The sequence below is a fragment of the Priestia iocasae genome, from assembly GCF_016909075.1.
GTDB lineage: Bacteria > Bacillota > Bacilli > Bacillales > Bacillaceae_H > Priestia > Priestia iocasae.
On the sequence record NZ_JAFBFC010000013.1, the window covers coordinates 1 to 18,890 of the forward strand.

General features: G+C 38.8%; 21 protein-coding genes. 17 read left to right on the plus strand and 4 right to left on the minus strand.

Annotation, left to right across the window (positions count from 1 at the left end; genetic code table 11):
• Window positions 1-120: 120 nt before the first annotated feature.
• The 6 genes from JOC83_RS19460 (at window position 121) to JOC83_RS19485 (ending at window position 4,314) form a co-directional block, all read left to right on the plus strand.
• Entirely contained in the window at window positions 121-288 is a 168-nt protein-coding gene (locus JOC83_RS19460; RefSeq protein WP_239583647.1) for a DUF3951 domain-containing protein, read from the plus strand.
• Window positions 289-333: 45 nt separating this feature from the next.
• Window positions 334-1,041, plus strand: coding sequence for a nucleotidyltransferase domain-containing protein (locus JOC83_RS19465; RefSeq protein WP_205189018.1), 708 nt, complete (start codon window positions 334-336; stop codon window positions 1,039-1,041).
• A 307-nt stretch (window positions 1,042-1,348) separates the two neighbouring features.
• Window positions 1,349-2,014, plus strand: a complete 666-nt coding sequence (locus tag JOC83_RS19470) for a type 1 glutamine amidotransferase domain-containing protein (protein ID WP_205189019.1) — start codon at window positions 1,349-1,351, stop codon at window positions 2,012-2,014.
• Between the two features lie 76 nt (window positions 2,015-2,090).
• Window positions 2,091-3,071 (plus strand): zinc-binding dehydrogenase, encoded by a 981-nt coding sequence (locus tag JOC83_RS19475; protein ID WP_205189020.1) that lies wholly within the window; start codon window positions 2,091-2,093, stop codon window positions 3,069-3,071.
• A 22-nt stretch (window positions 3,072-3,093) separates the two neighbouring features.
• Complete coding sequence (locus tag JOC83_RS19480; protein WP_205189021.1) at window positions 3,094-3,387, plus strand: putative quinol monooxygenase; 294 nt, start codon at window positions 3,094-3,096, stop codon at window positions 3,385-3,387.
• Between the two features lie 57 nt (window positions 3,388-3,444).
• Window positions 3,445-4,314, plus strand: a complete 870-nt coding sequence (locus JOC83_RS19485; RefSeq protein ID WP_205189022.1) for a LysR family transcriptional regulator — start codon at window positions 3,445-3,447, stop codon at window positions 4,312-4,314.
• 41 nt (window positions 4,315-4,355) lie between these two features.
• Here the strand turns inward: JOC83_RS19485 and JOC83_RS19490 are convergent, their stop codons facing one another.
• Window positions 4,356-5,060 (minus strand): nitroreductase family protein, encoded by a 705-nt coding sequence (locus JOC83_RS19490; protein WP_205189023.1) that lies wholly within the window; start codon window positions 5,058-5,060, stop codon window positions 4,356-4,358.
• A 277-nt stretch (window positions 5,061-5,337) separates the two neighbouring features.
• Here JOC83_RS19490 and JOC83_RS19495 point away from each other — a divergent pair, with 277 nt between their 5' ends.
• Window positions 5,338-7,290 carry a phospholipase D-like domain-containing protein gene (locus JOC83_RS19495; RefSeq protein ID WP_205189024.1) on the plus strand — a complete coding sequence of 651 codons (1,953 nt, stop codon included), beginning with the start codon at window positions 5,338-5,340 and terminating at the stop codon, window positions 7,288-7,290.
• A 32-nt stretch (window positions 7,291-7,322) separates the two neighbouring features.
• On the opposite strand, the gene JOC83_RS19500 is transcribed toward JOC83_RS19495, so the two are convergent.
• Window positions 7,323-7,739 carry an RrF2 family transcriptional regulator gene (locus tag JOC83_RS19500; RefSeq protein ID WP_205189025.1) on the minus strand — a complete coding sequence of 139 codons (417 nt, stop codon included), beginning with the start codon at window positions 7,737-7,739 and terminating at the stop codon, window positions 7,323-7,325.
• A gap of 236 nt (window positions 7,740-7,975) precedes the next feature.
• Between JOC83_RS19500 and JOC83_RS19505 the strand changes: the two genes are divergently transcribed.
• Genes JOC83_RS19505 through JOC83_RS19520 form a run of 4 tightly spaced genes read left to right on the plus strand, consistent with a single transcriptional unit; the run spans window position 7,976 to window position 10,728 of the window.
• Window positions 7,976-8,758, plus strand: a complete 783-nt coding sequence (locus tag JOC83_RS19505; protein ID WP_205189026.1) for an SDR family NAD(P)-dependent oxidoreductase — start codon at window positions 7,976-7,978, stop codon at window positions 8,756-8,758.
• The gene (locus tag JOC83_RS19510) at window positions 8,755-9,423 is read left to right on the plus strand and encodes an NAD(P)H-binding protein (RefSeq protein WP_205189027.1); all 669 of its coding nucleotides are present in this window, start codon (window positions 8,755-8,757) and stop codon (window positions 9,421-9,423) included. Before JOC83_RS19505 ends, JOC83_RS19510 begins: the two co-directional genes overlap by 4 nt.
• Entirely contained in the window at window positions 9,420-10,454 is a 1,035-nt protein-coding gene (locus tag JOC83_RS19515; protein ID WP_205189028.1) for an SDR family oxidoreductase, read from the plus strand. Before JOC83_RS19510 ends, JOC83_RS19515 begins: the two co-directional genes overlap by 4 nt.
• On the plus strand, window positions 10,441-10,728 hold the full coding sequence (locus JOC83_RS19520; RefSeq protein ID WP_205189029.1) for a GNAT family N-acetyltransferase: 288 nt from the start codon (window positions 10,441-10,443) through the stop codon (window positions 10,726-10,728). Before JOC83_RS19515 ends, JOC83_RS19520 begins: the two co-directional genes overlap by 14 nt.
• A 140-nt stretch (window positions 10,729-10,868) precedes the next feature.
• On the opposite strand, the gene JOC83_RS19525 is transcribed toward JOC83_RS19520, so the two are convergent.
• Window positions 10,869-11,228 (minus strand): winged helix-turn-helix transcriptional regulator, encoded by a 360-nt coding sequence (locus tag JOC83_RS19525; RefSeq protein WP_205189030.1) that lies wholly within the window; start codon window positions 11,226-11,228, stop codon window positions 10,869-10,871.
• A 235-nt stretch (window positions 11,229-11,463) separates the two neighbouring features.
• On the opposite strand from JOC83_RS19525, the gene JOC83_RS19530 reads away from it, so the two are divergent.
• Window positions 11,464-12,258 (plus strand): SDR family NAD(P)-dependent oxidoreductase, encoded by a 795-nt coding sequence (locus tag JOC83_RS19530; protein ID WP_205189031.1) that lies wholly within the window; start codon window positions 11,464-11,466, stop codon window positions 12,256-12,258.
• Between the two features lie 46 nt (window positions 12,259-12,304).
• Here JOC83_RS19530 and JOC83_RS19535 read toward each other — a convergent pair whose 3' ends face one another.
• Window positions 12,305-13,420 (minus strand): MFS transporter, encoded by a 1,116-nt coding sequence (locus JOC83_RS19535; protein ID WP_205189032.1) that lies wholly within the window; start codon window positions 13,418-13,420, stop codon window positions 12,305-12,307.
• Window positions 13,421-13,708: 288 nt separating this feature from the next.
• Between JOC83_RS19535 and JOC83_RS19540 the strand changes: the two genes are divergently transcribed.
• The 5 genes from JOC83_RS19540 (at window position 13,709) to JOC83_RS19560 (ending at window position 18,656) form a co-directional block, all read left to right on the plus strand.
• Window positions 13,709-13,927, plus strand: a complete 219-nt coding sequence (locus JOC83_RS19540; protein WP_205189033.1) for a hypothetical protein — start codon at window positions 13,709-13,711, stop codon at window positions 13,925-13,927.
• Between the two features lie 14 nt (window positions 13,928-13,941).
• Window positions 13,942-14,415, plus strand: a complete 474-nt coding sequence (locus JOC83_RS19545; protein ID WP_205189034.1) for a GNAT family N-acetyltransferase — start codon at window positions 13,942-13,944, stop codon at window positions 14,413-14,415.
• Between the two features lie 18 nt (window positions 14,416-14,433).
• A complete protein-coding gene (locus JOC83_RS19550; protein ID WP_205189035.1) occupies window positions 14,434-15,363 on the plus strand; it encodes a YunG family protein in 930 nt (309 codons plus the stop codon).
• Between the two features lie 420 nt (window positions 15,364-15,783).
• On the plus strand, window positions 15,784-16,479 hold the full coding sequence (locus JOC83_RS19555) for a response regulator transcription factor (protein ID WP_205189036.1): 696 nt from the start codon (window positions 15,784-15,786) through the stop codon (window positions 16,477-16,479).
• 17 nt (window positions 16,480-16,496) lie between these two features.
• The gene (locus tag JOC83_RS19560) at window positions 16,497-18,656 is read left to right on the plus strand and encodes a sensor histidine kinase (RefSeq protein ID WP_205189037.1); all 2,160 of its coding nucleotides are present in this window, start codon (window positions 16,497-16,499) and stop codon (window positions 18,654-18,656) included.
• The last annotated feature ends 234 nt before the right edge of the window (window positions 18,657-18,890 follow it).

Here is an 18,890-nt window from a genome sequence, read left to right on the forward strand (position 1 = left end):
CACTAAAGATGAAAAAAAGTTTTAAAAAACCGATTCATCCCCCACCTACTTACTGTGTTCCTTGAGGTGGGGGTCTTCTCGGTAAGAATGATAAAGAAATCATCGAAAGGACGTGAGTGAATGATTGTGTTGTACACAGCCATTTTATTTCCTTTGCTTGTTGTGTGCCTTATCTTTATCACCTCGTACAAGTTATTTGTTAAAAAAGCCGTTCCAAACAACTACTATACACCACTTGATTACATAACTGGACAAACATCAGAAGAATGTCACAAGGAAAAAGAATAACATATGAAGAAAGACAAGCAAGACCGCTAATGAAAGGAACGAACGATGAAACGATTACCTCCATTTGAAGCAGCCACAAAGTTTGTGCAAACTAATTTCCCGACGTGTCAAGGCGCACTTTTAGCGGGAAGTGTAACAAGAGGAGAGGAAACTTCTACTTCAGATCTTGACATTGTCATCTTTGATTCACATGTTCCTTCTTCGTACCGACAATCGCTCATTGAATGTGAATGGCCGATTGAGGTGTTCGTTCACAACCTTCACTCCTATCAGCATTTCTTTCAAGAAGATTATAAGCGTGCAAGACCTTGTATGCAGAGAATGGTAGCAGAAGGCCTTGTTTTAAAAGACGAAGGGGTTCTTGCAGCCATTAAAAAAGAAGCGGTTGAGATGCTAGAGAAAGGACCCGAACGATGGTCACCGCAAACCATTATAATGAAGCGGTACTTTCTAACGGATGCTTTAGACGACTTCATTGGAAGTGAGAAGCGTGAAGAAGACATTTGTATTGCAAACACACTCGCCGAACTCATTCATGAATTTGTACTGAGAACGAATGGCCAATGGATTGGTGCATCAAAGTGGATCATTCGGTCTTTGCGTCAATTTAACCCTATATTTGCAACTCAATACATACAAGCGTTTGATGCTTTTTATCAACAAGGTGAAAAACAGTTGATTGTTGTGCTTGTCGATGAAATATTAGAGCCATATGGAGGGAAACTTTTTCAGGGCTTCTCCATTGGAAAGTAAGTAGAGGAATAAAATGCTCCTTCGTGATTAGGTTATAAAACAGAGGGAACCATAAAAAGAGAGCATCACAGGAACTTTATTTCGCATTTGTTTGAGATCACCGTATTAGGCAAGGAACTCTTTTAAATTGCTGGTAGAAGATCAATTGCTTACAAAAAAATCGTCAACCTCCTCATTCGTTAGGAGGTTTTTTTCTATAAAAAAATTTATAAATAAGTACATATTTTCTAATTTGTATTATCGTTATTAGAAGGGTACACTATACATTGTCATGCACACAAATATCACTTATTGGAGGAATGAATCAATGAGTAAACATATATTAATGGTTGTAACAACAGCTGATAAAATGAATGCAGAAGGTCATGAAACAGGCCTTTGGTTATCTGAATTTGCAGAGCCCTACGTAGAGTTTTCAAAGAAAGGGTATAAAATCACGGTGGCTAGTCCGCTTGGAGGAAAGTCACCAATCGATGAGAGTAGCCTTGAAGGCGGTGTTTCACAAGAGCTGTTAGACACAGCGAAACATCTTGAAAATACGGAGAAGCTTGATGACATTGAAAGTGCTGAAACGTTTGATGTCATCTTCATGCCTGGTGGCCACGGGACAATGTTTGACTTACCAGATAACGAAAAGATTCATGCGTTAGTTCGTGAATTTTATGAAAGTGATAAAATTGTGGCAGCAGTTTGTCACGGACCAGCTGGCTTAGTTGGTGTTAAAAAATCTGATGGTACGCCGCTTGTTTCAGGTAAAACCATTACAGCATTTACAGACGAAGAAGAAAGAGAAACAACGCTTGATAAATACATGCCATTTTTACTTGAAACTCGTTTGCGTGAACTAGGAGCCAATTTCGTTGGAAAAGAAAATTGGAGTGATCATGTACAAGTAGATGGCAACTTAATTACGGGACAAAACCCACAATCAACACTTTCTGTGACAAAAGAAGTCTTAAACAAACTAAACTAACTTACACAAAAAAAGCCTGTGAGTAACGGTATCCACAGGCTTTCTCTAATCGTAGCAAACAAAGGAGCAGATAGACATGAAAGCATTATTACTACATGAGAAAAATGAATGGTCACATATGAAAGTAGAAAACATTGAAACACCACAGCCACAAGCTGGGGAAGTGCTTGTTGACGTCCATGCGATTAGCTTAAACCCTGTTGATTACAAAACAGCTACAAACGGAAATCCAAGCTGGACGTATCCTCATATTTTAGGGTTAGACGTAGCCGGTACGATTGCAGAAGTTGGGGAAGGTGTCACTCAGTGGCAAAAAGGAGATCGTGTTGTTTACCACGGTGACTTCACGAAAAAGGGTGGATATGCAGAGTACGGAATAACAACCGCTCATACGGTATCACGAATTCCTGATTCTGTAACATTTGAAGAGGCTGCAGCTTTACCAACGGCTGGTTATACAGCGTATGAAGCGCTATTTCGTAAACTGCCGATGTCGGCCATTGATACGATTTTAGTTCATGGAGGCGCAGGTGGTGTGGGTGGCTTCGCTGTACAGCTAGCAAAATTAGCTGGCAAGACCGTCATTTCAACGGCTTCATCACATAACCATGACTACGTGAAATCATTAGGTGCTGACTACGTAGTCGATTACAAAACAGAAGATGTTGCTGCAAAAGTCATGGAATGGACAAACGGACGCGGTGTAGATGCTGTTCTTGATACGGTTAGTCGTGATAACGCGACACAATCTCTTGATTTTATTGCATACAGAGGTCACATTGCGCACATTGCTGGGGCACCGGATTACACGAAAATTAAGCCGTTCACAAAAGTCGTTTCGTATCACGAAGTAGCATTAAATGCTGCTCACCATGTAGATGATAAAGTGGCACAAGCTGATTTAGCAAAAATGGGTGACGAGCTTCTTGCATTAGTTGCAGATCAAAAGGTATCACCTATGATTGCTCGTACAATCTCGTTAGAAGAAGTGCCTGAAGCATTAGTTGAACTGTCACAACGACATGTAAAAGGAAAAATCGTTGCTAAACTAAAGTAAATGAAAGATGAGGGATGAATCGATGAGTGCAATAACAATTATGGCTGTACTTCAAGCAAAAGAAGGAAAAGAGCAAGAGCTGTTTGACGAGCTACAAAAAGTGATTTCACCGTCGCGGGCAGAAGAAGGATGCATTGAGTATACGCTTCATCAATCAATGGATGATAACGGTACATTTGCCTTTTATGAAACGTGGAAAGATGAAGCAGCGTTACAAGCTCACATTGAAAGTACACACTATCAAACGTATCGTCTAGCAGTCGAAGGATTAATTGAAAAGAGAGAGGTCCATCGGTTACACAAGGTTGCACAATAAAAAGGGGAACGCCGTGAAGGTTAGCGGTGTTCCTTTCTTTGTAAAGGAGAGAGAAATTTGATTGATTTTGAATGGTACCGCAGTTTTATTAGCATTTATAAGCATCAGTCGGTATCAGCGGCAGCAAGGGCACGATTTTTAACACAGCCTGCGATGAGCCAACACCTAGCAGCATTAGAAGCAGAAGTAGGGGAAGTGTTGTTTATTCGTGCACCGCGAAAGATGATTCCAACTGATAAAGGAAAGGAATTATACGCACGTATTGTTCCATTGATTGAAAACTTAGAAACGATGACACTTGAGATTACACATGCTGCATCACCAACCATCCTTGCTCCTATTATCCGACTAGGTTCTGCAGGTGAGTATTTTACAAAGCGCGCTCTATCACGCGTTCATGATTTAGAGGTTCGATTCTCTGTACAGTTTGGGATTACATCAGCGCTTATCGAATCGCTTCAAAATGATCAGCTTGATCTTGCCATTGCCACGCAAAAGCTTCATTTACCTGGGATTGAATACACAAAAATAGAAGAAGAAACATTTGTTATTGTCGTTCCGTTTGATGCTGAAGTGAATGTAGGTGAACATTCAGTAGAAGAATGGTTGAACGAACAAAGGTGGATAAGTTACGGGTTAGAGTTACCCATCATTCGTCGAATATGGAAAGAGCATTTTCAAAAGCGACCGAAAATCCGACCTTATCATGTTATGTCAGATTTACGTACAATTTTAGAAGCAATTGAGTATGGAATGGGTATGAGCATTTTACCTACTTATCTCATTCAAGAATCACTTCAACAACAGAAAGTAAAAGTGATTTTTCCAGACTTAACATTTACGAACGAATTGTATGCTGCATATAAAATTGAACAAAAACAAAATCCAATCTATCAACATATCATTAAAGGTTTAAAACAAACGTAAAGACCACATTCTGCATCCAGAATGTGGTCTATTTGCTTTTATTAGAATGTATCCCATGTTACTAATTCGTCTAGTGGAAGGCGGAACTTTTCAAATCCTTTTTTAACGCCTTTACCGACTGAAATTAACATGACTGTTTGAAGGTTTTCTGGTAAAGAAAATGCTTCTGCGAATTTTTCAGCATCATAACCACCCATTGGCACCGTATCAAGACCTTTTGCTTTAGCTGCAAGCATTAGCTGCATGGATACTAATCCACCGTCAATCATTGCTACGCGAGAAGCGGCTTCACGTGAAAGGTTCCCATAATGGTCATTAATTGTTTTTACATAGAAATCTTTGATTTCTTCTGTCATACTGCCGCGCTCTACCGCTGCTCCGTAAATTGTGTCTGCGTTCTTATAACCTTCTAAATCACCTAAAACGGCAATAACAGCAGATGCGTCAACAATTTGTTGTTGGTTATTAGCGATTGGTAATAGCTTCTCTTTTTGTTCTTGATCTTCAATTACAAGAAATCTCCAAGGCTGTAAGTTTGAAGAAGATGGTGCTTGAACAGCTACTGCTAATAATTCTTCAATTTCTTCTTTCGTCATTTTATAAGAAGGGTCGTAATGACGAACGGAGCGACGCTCTCTAGCCACTGTGAAGAAATCTGTATCTTCAAGTTCTTTTGGCTTTTCATCACTAAGCTTCATTTCATTAATTTTTGTTAAATATTCTTCTTTTGCAGATTTAGTTGACATGGATGATAACTCCTTTTTATAAACTGTCTTAATTACAAGAACAGTTTATAATTGAAACTACCACTCTGTCAAGAACAGTTTATCGATAAAAAGAAAAAAGAAAAATTAGGGAAAAAAGGAGGTAAATAGAACTGTTAATTTACAAACTCAACATTCAATTTACAAAATAATAAGAAAAGTACGTACTATTCACTCATTTCATGACAAAATGCAACAAATTATACTAGTATTGTCATCTTTTTGATAATTTTGTTACATGTCATGGAAGGAGAAAAAAATGAGTCTAAAAAAAGTATCACTAGCAGTAGCGAGCACAGCATGTTTACTTGTAGGAGGTTTTGCTCAACCATCTATTCAACAAGGTGAGGCAGCATCAAAAGAAGCGGTCATTAATGAAATTGCATGGATGGGAACAACGGCTTCTTATAATAATGAATGGATTGAGTTAAAAAATACCACTTCCTCTTCTTTATCACTTAATGGGTGGACGCTTGAAGCGCAGGATGGTACACCAAGCATTTCATTAAGTGGAACGATTGCACCGAACGAGTACTTTTTATTAGAACGCACAAGTGATTCAACGGTTCCAGGAGCAAATGCAGATCTTATTTACTCAGGTGCACTTGGAAATTCAAATGAAGCATTATTTTTAAAAGATGAGACAGGTGTCATTATTGATGAAGTAGACAACTGGCATGCAGGGGACAACACAACGAAGGCAACAATGGCTCGTATCGATTCAACGCAAAGTGGAACAGTAGCAAGCAGTTGGGAAACATCAACAAATACATATGATGGTGGTTACGGTACACCAAAAGCTGCGAATAAAGTATCAACATCTGTAGGCGCAACAGAATCAATAACAAATGTGAGTGAAGAGCTTGGTGCGATAAACGTATACTTTAACAAAAGTGCTTCTACTCAATATGCGACTGCAGGAAACGAAGCAAATTACAATGTAAACCTTGAAGATCGTTTAATCGAGCGTTTAAATCAAGCGACTACTTCTATCGATTTTGCGACTTATGAAATTAACTTACCAAGAGTAATTGATACATTACTAAATAAAGCTGCAGAAGGTGTTGATGTCCGCGTTCTTGCCGATGCAAAGGATGCAACAGATCCTCACTATGCAGAGCGTTATGAAACGATGCGTCTTTATTTAGAAAAACTTGTTCGTGGTAAGGATGGTGTTGTTGGAACGGCGGATGACGTTCATATTCTATCTGATTCACCAATGTTTGTCATTGAGGATGCAGCAAAACGATCAGCTTATGGTTTGCCTGCAAGCTTCACAGATTTCCCGCAACGTACAGTAACCGTTGGAAGCACAAGCACGACGGGACATCTTTTTGTTGAAGGTGAGTCAAAAGGAGAAAACAGCTATTACTCACCAGGTAATCAAATGCATAATAAATTTGCGATTGTTGATAACAAATGGGTGTTTACAGGGAGCTGGAACTTTACGGTGACAGGTCTTTATGGATCAGAAGAAAACATGAACCAAGGTATTTTAGATGGAAACCAACAGCACGTCGTAGAAACTCATTCTCCAGAGCTTGCGTCTATTTACGAAACAGAATTTGAAGAGATGTGGGGAAGTAACACGACAACACCAAACATCGAGGTATCAAACTTTAGTACGCGTAAAATCGATAATACCCCTCACAATGTGACAATTGGTGGCAAACAAGTAGAGGTGTATTTCTCAACAGGTGATAATGCAATTGGAAGAATGACAGAGCTTGTGAAAACAGAGGCAGATAAAAGCGCATACTTTACCATTTTTGCATGGAGTGATCAAGCATTAGTGGACGAATTAAAGTATAAATGGGAAGGTAGCTATGTAGATAACGAAGGCACGTTAACAGGATTTGATGTAAAAGGTGTATTCGAATCCAGCTACTGGAATCAATGGTGGTCGGCAAGCATTGAAATGACAGGAAGAACAGCTTCTCAAACAAGTGCAAGTAATCCAAACACTCGTTGGGCAAACCCAGCTCCGGTTTACATTGACAATGAAAACCGTAAGCTACATGCTAAAACGATGATTATCGATGCGGACACAAACAGTGATCCAACCGTTATTGTTGGCTCGACAAACTGGAGTGAAAATGGCAACAACGTAAATGATGAAAATATGCTAATTATCCATGACACAGACATTACCAATCAATTTGTACAAGAGTTTAACGCACGCTATGTTAATGCTGGTGGTATTCTTCAATAAGAAGTCAGCATAAATAAAAACGTTAGTAGAGTTTACTTGCTCGCTGCAAGTAACTCCGCTAACGTTTTTTTTGATAAGCCTTCAATGAGCCAGCCTTCCATTTCATCTCGCAATGAGACAAGGGCATCATGAGTTGAAGAAGTAAAGCATTCTTCATTTACATCTAGAAATCCTTTTGCATAAGGATCTGTTCGAACTGCGTGATACACATCAACCAATGTAATTTCTTCGGGTGGTTTACCTAACGAGTAGCCTCCGTTTCGTCCTTCCTTAGCCATTACTAAGCCCGATTTCACTAGATTTGTTAACACTTTTCGTAAAAAAGGAGATTTCGCATTTAGCTTTTCCGCTAATACTCCGCTTGGACAAATTTCATCATACCGTGCTAGTACTAATAATGATTGTACAGCTAGTCCAAACCATTTTGTACTTGATACTTTTCCGCTCATTCCGTTCACCTCTCTCTCTATTTTAAAACGATTTTAAAAAAATCACAAATACACCTTGCGTAATTGTTGACCATTAAACAAAAAAGAAGTATAGTATGTTCAAGAGATTAAATGTTTAAGAATTTAAACATTAAAACAAAGAAGCAAGGTCTTTATTAAATAAATAGTAGGTTACAAACATAAAGCTAATCTGATTGCAGCGATTAATCATTTATTTTTAGAAAGAAGGAATAGATATGAATCAGCAAGTAGCATTAATAACAGGAGCATCAGGTGGAATTGGAAAAGAATTGGCTTATGAGTTTGCCAAGGATGGTCACCACCTTGTGTTAGTTGCACGAAGCAGTGATAAGCTACAGTTGTTAAAGAAAGAACTAGAGAATGAATATAGTATTCGTGTGATGACTAGTTCAAGAGATTTGTCGGTTGCAGCATCCATTGAAGAGTTGTATGACGAATTAACGGAGCAAAACATTCAAGTTGATTATGTTGTAAATAACGCAGGTTTCGGTTTATATGGCGAGTTTTTAACAACAAACATGGACGAAGAATTAAATATGATTGACTTGAACATTCGTACACTTACGCATGTGACAAAAAAGTTTTTACCGGACATGGTGAAGCGCGGTAGAGGAGGCGTGTTAAACGTAGCATCAACAGCGGCCTTTCAGCCAGGTCCATTAATGGCTGTTTATTATGCAACAAAAGCATATGTATTGTCGTTTACTGAAGCATTAGAAAACGAATTGAAAGGAACTGGTGTGCACGTAACCGCACTTTGCCCGGGGCCAACGGAAACAGGATTTTCAAATCGTGCCAGTCTTGAGCAATCGAAATTGTTTAATAGTGGTGTGATGGACGCAAAAACGGTAGCAGAGATCGGATATAAAGGCTTTCAATCTCGTTCAACCATTGTGATTCCAGGTTTGCAAAATAAGCTGCTTTCACAAGTCGTTCGGTTCTTACCACGCAAAGTCATCACATCAATTGTACGAAAAGTGCAGGCGAGAAAGTCATGAAAAAGCGTACAGCTCTCGTATTAGGAGCTTCTGGGCTCATTGGCTCGGAATTAGTAAAGCAGTTGGCTAACTCACCCTATTATGAAAAGGTGACGCTACTTGTTCGAAAAACGTTATCCATTGAACACTCAACGATTGAACAAGTTGAAGTCGATTTTGACGCTTTAGACGAGCATACAGCACTGTTTAAGGTTGATGACGTATACAGTGTATTAGGAACAACGATAAAAAAGGCAAAATCAAAAGAGCAATTTAAAAAAGTTGATTATACTTACACACTAAAAGCAGCAAAGCTTGCCAAGCAAGAAGGCGCAACAACTTTTTTAACCGTTACATCCTTAGGTGCTAAATCAACGTCACTTTTCTTTTACAGTCGCGTAAAAGGAGAGGTGGAAAAAGCGTTACAAGAGCTGAAGCTGCCATCTGTTCACATCTTTCAACCTTCTCTTTTACTAGGACATCGAAAAGAATGGCGTCAAGGGGAAAGGCTAGCAGAATCCATTGCAAAACGAACGTCGTTTTTATTCAAAGGACCATTTGAAAAATACAAACCGATTGAAGCGAAAGTAGTGGCACAACGAATGTATGAAACAGCCTTGAAAGCAAGAAATGGGTATCACGTTTATCCATCTGATTTGATTCAAAAAGGAGAGAAGTCATCATGAACAAAGTAACAGCACTTGTAACAGGGGGAACAGGCTATGTTGCCTCCTGGATTATAAAAGAATTGTTAGAACAAGGCCACGACGTACGAATGACTGTGCGTAACAAAAATCAAACCGATAAATACGCGCATTTACGAGGAATTGAAAAAGAAGCACCAGGGCAGCTATTTGTATATGAAGCGGATTTATTAAAAAAAGGAAGCTTTGATGAGGCGGTTGATGGCAGTGAATATGTGTTTCATACCGCATCACCATTTTTTATTAGCGGTATTAAAGATGCCTATAGCGATTTAGTAAAGCCTGCAAAAGAAGGAACACGTAATGTGCTTGAGTCGGTGAACAAAGCTACTTCAGTCAAGCGTGTAATCTTAACGAGTAGTGCTGTTGCCATCTTTGGAGACAACGCTGATATGAAAGGGAAAGCCGCATTTACAGAAGCGGATTGGAATGAAACGAGCTCTGAAAAGCACCAGCCTTATAGTTACTCAAAAACGGTTGCGGAAAAAGAAGCGTGGGAAATGGTAAAAGAGCAAAACCGATGGGATCTTGTTACGATTAATCCAACCTTCATTTTAGGTCCGTCGCTTGCCAAACGAACAGATTCTACGAGTATTTCAACGATTCGAGACTTTTTAACAGGAACCTATAAAACAGGGGTGCCACATTTAGTAAACGGAACAGTTGATGTACGAGATATTGCAAAAGCACAAGTGCTTGCGGCATTTACACCAGAAGCATCAGGTCGTTACCTTACGTCCAATGAGGAAGCTACGTTATTACACATGGCCAACATTCTAGAGAGAAACTTCCCAGGTAAATATAAGCTACCGAAACGTGAAGTACCAAAGGCACTTATTTGGCTCATTGCTCCAACCATTGGCTTTACAAGAGAGTACGTTTCTAAAAATGTAGGGTATGCTGCTAAATTTGATAATAGTAAAAGCATTCGTGAACTTGGCATGACGTATCGTAGCCTAGAAGAGACGCTCGTGGATCAGACGAAGCAATTAGTGAAAGATGGGTCAATATAGCGATTATGAAGGTGAGCTTTATGCCCTTTATGTGCTAGAAGCTTATCAAGGAAAAGGAATTGGCAAAGAGCTTGTGCGAGCCGTTGCATCTTACTTATACACGCAGAACATTCGTTCAATGTTAGTGTGGGCATTAGAAGAAAATAACGCTTGTCAGTTTTACGAAGCGTTAGGTGCAAAAAAGATTGCAACAACAGACGTTGAAATTGGTGGAAAGAAGCTAATTGAAGCGGCGTATGGATGGGAAGAACAAAAGTACGAATTGTCTTCATAACCTTAAGTCAGCACTGGCGACTAGCATTAAAGTTGAACGTTAACTCATGAACAAAAACCCGTCTACCCAATGAAGGTAGACGGGTTTTGTGCGTTGATTACGTTTATCTGAAACACATTATTTCTTGGTCGATTTCATTTTTATTTATTTAAAATGCTCTTTTCTAGCACATCGTATTTATTTTCGTAATTGCGCTCAATATGAACCTCACCCCATGCGCATAGTAAATCTAAAATCTCCTTTAATGTCCAGCCATATTCAGTTAATGAATATTCTACACGCGGTGGCACTTCGTTAAATACTTCGCGATGAATAAGGTTGTCTGCTTCTAATTCTTTCAGCTGTTGCGTTAGCATCTTTTGAGAAATTCCAGGCATCAGTCGTTTCAACTCACTCGTTCGACGTGTACCAAGAATTAAATGACACATAATTACGACTTTCCACTTTCCTCCGATTAACTCCAGTGCCGCTTCAACCGGTAAATGATACTTTTTCTTCATAGAATTCCTCCAACATGTATGGGTTTGAGCTAATTGTATCAAAAAAGAAACAAAAAAGTGAGTAGGTTACCAAAAGGTTACTAAGTCACTGATTGGTGATTATATCCCGGAAAAGTGCGTACTTCTCAATATGTAAAAGGTGTTGCATACTAATCTTAGCTAGCGAATAGGAGCTCTGATTTTAGCTATCGAGAAAAATGATTCACAAAAAAACTTTGAAAGTGAGATGTTTGAAATGGATTTAAATTTAAAAAATAAATTAGTATTAGTAACAGGTTCAACAGCAGGAATTGGAAAGGGCACTGCCATTAGCTTCTTAAAGGAAGGAGCTAAAGTGATTATTAACGGTCGCTCTCAAGAAAATGTAGAAGCAACAGTAAAGGAATTATCAGCGTATGGAACAGTGTACGGTATTCGTGCAGATGTGGCTAAACGTGACGAAAGCAACGAGCTTATTGAAAAAGTAAACGAAATCGGTGAATTAGATGTGTTAGTGAACAACACAGGTGTATTCACGGTTAAGCCATTTGTTGAAGTGACGGATGAAGAATGGTTAGAGTACTATGAGATTAATGTGATGAGTGCTGTGCGTTTATCACGTGCATTTCTGCCAAAAATGATGGAACGCAATGCAGGACGTATCATTAACATTGCAAGTGAAGCAGGAATTAAGCCGTATCCTGAATTAGTTCCTTACGGCGTATCAAAAACTGCTCTTATTACGTTATCAAGAGGATTAGCCGAAGTAGCAAAAGGAACAAATGTAACGGTTAACTCTGTCTTACCAGGACCAACTTGGACAGAAGGATTTGGTACCTTTATTAGCGACCTAGCAAAAGAAAATGGCCAAGATTTGGATACCTTTATTAAAGAATACTTTAAACATGATCAGCCAACATCTTTAATTCAACGTTACGCAACGGTTGAAGAAGTAGCAGACACGATTGTCTTCATTGCATCTGACAAAGCATCAGCAATTAACGGTGCTGCACAACGTGTAGAAGGCGGAATTATTCACTCCATCCTATAATGAAACAAAACCCGTCTACAGAAGAAAAGTAGACGGGTATTTCTATTTAAGTGGAGCGCTTACTAAAAATCCATCCAAAAACAGCCATAGCGAGCACGCCTTGCATGATCCATACTCCAACTGAAGCAGAAGAAAAGATCGAAACAATCGACATGAGTGAAAATCCCACTAAAAATCCTAACCTTGTTGCAAGGGTGTTGAGCCCAAATAGTCTTCCACGAATGCTCTCTTTGCTTCGCTGTAGTAATGTGTAATGACACACTTGCACGATGGCTTCTACTGCTCCGACAAGCACCAATAAAAACAGCATCATAAGCAGGTGTTTACTAATGAACGATAACGACACAACGAGCGCAAACAACAACAAGCTTTCTGCATACAGACGTCGATTCACCGCTTTTCTCTTCATTCGTAATGAACAAATAAATGACCCAAAGGCAACGGTTGACCACATCAACCCATTGTAAAAGTCACTTTTAGCGATAAGAGGTAGCGCATATTGATAAGACGAAGCAGCGAGTGGAAACAGAAAAGCCATCACTAGTAAAAAGAAGTAACCATCAGATTGAATGATTTTTTTAATCGGAACTTTTGGTTGTTCGCTATCATGGTGAACGCGCGGCTTCTGCATCCATTTTACGTTTATAAGCACGACCGCAGATCCAATATACATCGTCGCATCTAGTAATACTAAGTATTTGTATGAGAAGTAAGTAGAGACAAATCCACCCACAGCAAAGCCAACAATACTAATAATCGAGCCGACCCGAACAAGCAATGTATTGATCCATTCAAGTTGATGTTTACCAAACATATCAGGCACTGATGAACGAAAACTCACATCAAAAAACGTATAAGTCATCCCAAGGATAAACGCCACAATGACAATCAGTAGAGGTTCATCTACAAACAGCAAACTTCCAACCGAGATCCCACTAAGAAGTTCAGCCACAATCATGACTTCTTTTCGAGAAAAACGATCCGCAACAATCCCTGCCACATAACTTGTTAACAGCGCTCCAATTTGCCTACCAATAAAAAATAGCATCATCCATAACTCGGGGTTTTCACTAAGCAAAAGCGCACTCGTTAAGCCAATAAACTGCATGCGTGAACTAAAATCAGAACATGCCTTTAGATAGATATAATAAATAGGTTTCATGGTTTCTTAGCCTCCAAAAAGTTGGCGGCATCCGAAGTGTACGTCCCTTATTAAGGGCGTACACTGATGATTGTTGTCATAATGAAGACCTCCTTACAGAATCAAAGAAAAATAGAATGAGAGCAGAAGGGACGTTCCTCCGTCACTCGCCTTGTAGTCTCTTTTATTATACGTCGTGATGAATAGAGACGACCATAAAAAGTGAATGTTTAGAAGAAATTAAAAGTTAGAAAGGAAATAGCGAACGTTTGTATGGTATAATTAGGAAAAATAAAGGGGCGAAAAAGAATGAATGGATTACTGCTTCTATCTATTATTGGGGCAATGCTTGCAATGAGTGTGAAATGGACCTTTCAATCAGAGCGTGTCGCCAAACATTTTCTGTTCACAAGAGATAGACTACTAGATGACCAGTCATCCTACATAATTTGTCACCACTGCGGAACAAAAGTAAAAAGAGGGAAGAATCATCATCAGCAATGTTCACATTGCTATACTTCGTTATAAAGGAGTCTGTCTAAATGAGTGTATCACTTGCTTTTTATGATCCTAAGTATAAAGAATACTTCGAAACGTACGATTTACCTCATCATCAACTTCAATATACATCGTTGCCATTACATACCGTGTATACATGTAGAGAACTGCCAAACCGTTTTCCAGTTGTCATCCTTTTTGAAAATAAAGCTGTAGGGTTCTTGCTGTTAAATGGATGGGAGCGAGTGCGAGAATATAGTGACAATCAAGAAGCACTATTATTAACTTCCTATTCGGTGAATGCACGCTATCAAGGAAAAGGAATCGCAAAGCAGTCATTAAAGCTATTACCCTTATTTATCAATCAGCACTTTCCTGAAAAACGCGAGTTGATTTTAGCAGTCAATCATCGAAACAAAGCTGCGCAAATCGTGTATGAAAAAGCGGGATTTGTAGATAAAGGAATTCGTTTAGAAGGACCAAAAGGAGAACTATTTGTTTATCACATGAATCTTTAAACGAGAAAGGACACACACATGTCAGAACAAGAAATGCTCAAAATATTTGACAAGCATCATGTCGAACAAGGGATCGCCACACGTGAAGATGTACATAAGAAAGGATATTGGCATGAAGCATTTCACTGCTGGTTTGTTGGAGAGGTAAACGGTGAGCTCTCTATTTACTTACAGATTCGCAGTTCATTAAAAAAGGATTATCCAAACTTATTGGATATAACGGCAGCGGGACATTTACTCGCAGATGAAACGATAGAGGATGGTGTGAGAGAAGTACATGAAGAACTCGGCATTCAAGTGACGATGCAAGAGCTTGTTCCGCTTGGAATCATCAGCTATTCCGTTGCAAAAGGAGCGTTTCTTGATAATGAGTTTGCTCACGTTTATTTATATAAAAACGCACCAAACTTTGATTTGTTTCACTTGCAAGAAGAAGAAGTTTCTGGAATGGTTCGTATGTCGTTAAAAGACTTTACAGAAATGTGGCTTGGTGAACGAACCACGCTATATGGAGAAGGCTTTGAAGTGATGGAAGGAGACAAGCACGTCTTTTATAACCGAATCATTCATAAAAAAAAGTTCGTCCAACACGTTCCTGCCTATTATGAAACCGTGATTAAAAGGATAGAGATTGAACGCATGAAAGAGTTACTATTGAAAGGATGGTCACTTCAATCAAGCTCTAAATGGACAGCTGATAACCCTGCATGCGGTCAATGTAGTGTTACCTCACTTGTGATGCAAGATGTGTTCGGGGGAATCATCTTAAAAACAAGGTGCGAAGATGGCTGGCACTTTTACAATCAAATAGACGGTATGCGCTATGATTTTACGGCTTCACAATTTTCATCAACAATCAACTATGATGACATCGTTTCTAGTAGAGAAGAAGCTTTTCAAGATACAAATCATCAACAATACGAGTATTTATTAAAGAAACTTCGTTAATGTAAGGGTCTTGCTTTAGTAGATACTTGTAGTTAATTAGAACAAAAGGTGGGAGACTTCTCGAAAATACATGACCTATGTTATTCGTGCGGAGTTGATCCTAAGGTGCTTATCAACGTCCTGCGGAAGCAGTGGGCAGGTGAGGTTCCAAAGGAGCTTGGAGGCTCACCGCCCACCTCGTGAAAAGCGAGCAATCTGTAGCGGAAATCAATCACGCTATACGACCTATTCATCTTTTGCCTGTTTATTTTCAAAGTCACATACTTAAAAGACATAATAGGATGTGTAAAATGGAGCATGCTTGCTTTGTTTCACACACCTTTTTTCATTTCTTAAGAATTTCTTCATTTTTATCATAACTAAATGTTAAGAACGGGTGTTTATACTAAAATCATCGTTAAAAGAAAAGAGGAGAGAAAGATGAGTACATTAACGATTCTCGTCACAGATGACGACCAAGATATTCGAGATGGGATTGAAATTTATTTAAGAAACGAGGGGTATCACGTATTAAAAGCGGCGAACGGTGTAGAAGCACTGGAATTGTTAGAAAAACATGATGTTCATCTCCTAATTCTAGATATTATGATGCCTGAGATGGACGGAATTGCAGCAACCTTTAAAATCCGTATGAAGCGCAATATTCCCATTATTATGCTGAGTGCAAAAGTAGAAGAATCTGATAAAATTCACGGTTTATCAGTCGGAGCAGATGATTACGTCACAAAGCCATTTCATCCGATGGAGTTAATCGCACGTGTAAAGTCACAGCTTCGTCGCTACGTTCAGCTTGGTACCTATAATGAACAGCAAGCAAAAATAGAAGTTGGAAGCCTCGCCTTAGATCAAGAATCAAAACAGGTGACCCTGCATGACGAAGTGGTCAAGCTGACACCAATCGAGTATAAAATGACAGAGCTTTTTATGATGAATCCAGGGAGGGTGTTCTCCATTCGTGAAATGTATGAACGAGTATGGAATGAAGAAGCGTATAACGCCGAAAACATCGTCGCCGTTCATATCCGAAAAATTCGTGAAAAAATTGAAGCCGATCCAAAGAATCCTCAGTACATAAAAGTGGTATGGGGTCTAGGGTACAAGATGGAAAAGCAGTAGTGTAGAGGAGTGAGAGTATGAATCAAAATAGATGGAAAACGTTGGTATGGAGCTTGTTAATTGGGGTTGTACTCATCGCAGTGGCTTCTGTCATGAATCATGGAGATCGCCTATTTGTAAATAACTATTTTGAAAGTGATGATTTTCAAGGGGAATTTGATTACTTTGTCGAGGAACTAGGTAATACAACCTTATTACAACATGATGTCAAAGAGCTAAAGAAAAATCTTAACGTGACAGCTGCACAAATTGAAGAACACCGAACTCGTTATGGTACGCTGTCTGAACAGATTATGGATATCAATGCACAATATAACGATCGAATTGAGGAAGCAGAAGCGGAAGGAGATGCAACGTTAAAGCAAGCTCTTATAAAGGAGCGAGATGATAAATTAGCGGATATCCAAAAAAACTTTGAAAGTGATGAACACGTCAAAGCGAAGGTTTTAAAAGAGCAAGAGCAAGCAATTGAAGACTATATTCGTCAACTGAATGAACGAAAAAACGAATTAAGAGGGAATGTTAGCTACTTTGTTTATGACTTAACAAACATTCAAACAGGTGAAACATTTTCAAATGGAGATGTCTCACAAAAGGCAGTTTTTTCAAAGACGTACAGTGAAGAAAGAGGGTATTTAAAAGCCACTGACGTGTTTTATGGAGATGATGAGGTGCAACAAGAACTTTTATTAAAATCATCAGGCTTTTATGAAGGAACCATCATTATTCCTTCCTCCACGCAAAAGGAAGATACATTTGCTGTCTATCAAGACTTTAAACATCAACAAGTGGCCTTTTATTTTACATTAGCATTAGGTATCGCATCTTTACTGAGTCTACTCTTTTTATATAAGTTTCAACGGAACTGGTTTGATCATTCGTCTTTTCGTGCACGGTACGAGGCATGGCCACTTGATATTCGATTACTGATTTTGATGGTTAATGGATTCTTTCTCATTCTCTATACTGTCATGAGTACAGATGTATTTTGGTATAAGCTCCAACCACTTATAAAAGAGCTAGTACTTATGTTAGGGCTAGTAACGATTAGTCTTTGGTTAGGTATTCATCAACTGATGTGGCTACGCAAGGAATTTCAAGAGAAGGAACGTTTCTATTCAAAGTTCAAACAAGGAATTCTTGTACGTTTTCTTTTTCTACTAAAAGATGTCTTTTTAAGCATTCCAGTCGGTTTACAAGTCGTATGGGTATTACTTGTTCTTTTCTTCTGGGGTATCGGGACTGTACTTGTGATGATGTCACCCGAAATGATTGGTGTGTATTTATTATGTGTGTTATTCGTTGGTCTTCCGACTCTTATAATGGTTGTCATGCGAGTTGCCTACTTCAACCGTGTGATGGTCGCAACTCAACAAGTAAGCAGTGGTGTGTTACGTGAACCCATTCCCGTAAAAGGAAAATCGTTTATCGCTCAGCATGCGATTCATTTAAATAAGCTACGTGAAGGAATGAAAGCGTCTTTATCCGAGCAAGCAAAAAGCGAACGATTCAAAACAGAACTTATTACGAATGTGAGTCATGATTTACGAACGCCTCTTACATCGATTATTACGTATACAGATTTACTAAAGAACTCAAACCTAACAGAGGAAGAGCGTCAATCCTACGTCGATATTTTAGACCGTAAATCACAGCGTTTAAAAACGCTCATTGAAGATTTATTTGAAGTATCCAAAATGGCAAGCGGGAACTTAGAGTTAAACAGACAGCGATTAGACTTAACACAACTTCTTCAACAAGCGCTAGCAGAGCATGCTGAAGAGATCGAGAATGCGAAGGTAGATTTTCGAGTAACAACGGTTGAGGAGCCTATTTTCGCTTATGTAGATGGTCAAAAGTGGTGGCGTGTATTGGACAATTTAGTGATCAATGCGATTAAATACGCCTTACCTAACACAAGAGTCTATCTATCTTTAAAAAAAGAAGCAGATGAAGCCGTTTTTGTGATTAAAAACATTGCGCGCTACGAACTTGGTGACGATGCACAAGAGTTAGTCGAACGTTTTAAGCGTGCAGATACGTCTCGTCACACAGAAGGATCTGGGTTAGGCTTGGCAATTGCACAATCGATTGTTGATCTTCATGGAGGACGATTAGTTGTAGAAGTAGATGGAGACCTTTTTAAAGTAACGGTATCGATTAAAAAGTCAGGATAAGACATCCTGACTTTTTATTATATTGATATAGACTTTTTGATGAAAGATAGCTTATTTTAAAGAGTATTTTCTTAAACGAAAGCGATTGAAAGTTAAGAGAGATAGACGCCCAATCATCCGTATGATCATTATAGAAAGCGTTGTTTTCACAAAATGAAAAAAAAACTTAGAACTTTATGGAAAAAAATCTAAATATCTACCAAAATATGACGAAATATATATTGTGAAAAAACA

Coding starts and splice junctions, on each gene's coding strand:
- JOC83_RS19460 (WP_239583647.1), top strand. CDS start 121: ATGATTGTGTTGTACACAGCCATTTTATTTCCTTTGCTTGTTGTGTGC.
- JOC83_RS19465 (WP_205189018.1), top strand. CDS start 334: ATGAAACGATTACCTCCATTTGAAGCAGCCACAAAGTTTGTGCAAACT.
- JOC83_RS19470 (WP_205189019.1), top strand. CDS start 1,349: ATGAGTAAACATATATTAATGGTTGTAACAACAGCTGATAAAATGAAT.
- JOC83_RS19475 (WP_205189020.1), top strand. CDS start 2,091: ATGAAAGCATTATTACTACATGAGAAAAATGAATGGTCACATATGAAA.
- JOC83_RS19480 (WP_205189021.1), top strand. CDS start 3,094: ATGAGTGCAATAACAATTATGGCTGTACTTCAAGCAAAAGAAGGAAAA.
- JOC83_RS19490 (WP_205189023.1), bottom strand. CDS start 5,060: ATGTCAACTAAATCTGCAAAAGAAGAATATTTAACAAAAATTAATGAA.
- JOC83_RS19495 (WP_205189024.1), top strand. CDS start 5,338: ATGAGTCTAAAAAAAGTATCACTAGCAGTAGCGAGCACAGCATGTTTA.
- JOC83_RS19500 (WP_205189025.1), bottom strand. CDS start 7,739: ATGAGCGGAAAAGTATCAAGTACAAAATGGTTTGGACTAGCTGTACAA.
- JOC83_RS19505 (WP_205189026.1), top strand. CDS start 7,976: ATGAATCAGCAAGTAGCATTAATAACAGGAGCATCAGGTGGAATTGGA.
- JOC83_RS19510 (WP_205189027.1), top strand. CDS start 8,755: ATGAAAAAGCGTACAGCTCTCGTATTAGGAGCTTCTGGGCTCATTGGC.
- JOC83_RS19515 (WP_205189028.1), top strand. CDS start 9,420: ATGAACAAAGTAACAGCACTTGTAACAGGGGGAACAGGCTATGTTGCC.
- JOC83_RS19520 (WP_205189029.1), top strand. CDS start 10,441: ATGGGTCAATATAGCGATTATGAAGGTGAGCTTTATGCCCTTTATGTG.
- JOC83_RS19525 (WP_205189030.1), bottom strand. CDS start 11,228: ATGAAGAAAAAGTATCATTTACCGGTTGAAGCGGCACTGGAGTTAATC.
- JOC83_RS19530 (WP_205189031.1), top strand. CDS start 11,464: ATGGATTTAAATTTAAAAAATAAATTAGTATTAGTAACAGGTTCAACA.
- JOC83_RS19535 (WP_205189032.1), bottom strand. CDS start 13,420: ATGAAACCTATTTATTATATCTATCTAAAGGCATGTTCTGATTTTAGT.
- JOC83_RS19540 (WP_205189033.1), top strand. CDS start 13,709: ATGAATGGATTACTGCTTCTATCTATTATTGGGGCAATGCTTGCAATG.
- JOC83_RS19545 (WP_205189034.1), top strand. CDS start 13,942: ATGAGTGTATCACTTGCTTTTTATGATCCTAAGTATAAAGAATACTTC.
- JOC83_RS19550 (WP_205189035.1), top strand. CDS start 14,434: ATGTCAGAACAAGAAATGCTCAAAATATTTGACAAGCATCATGTCGAA.
- JOC83_RS19555 (WP_205189036.1), top strand. CDS start 15,784: ATGAGTACATTAACGATTCTCGTCACAGATGACGACCAAGATATTCGA.
- JOC83_RS19560 (WP_205189037.1), top strand. CDS start 16,497: ATGAATCAAAATAGATGGAAAACGTTGGTATGGAGCTTGTTAATTGGG.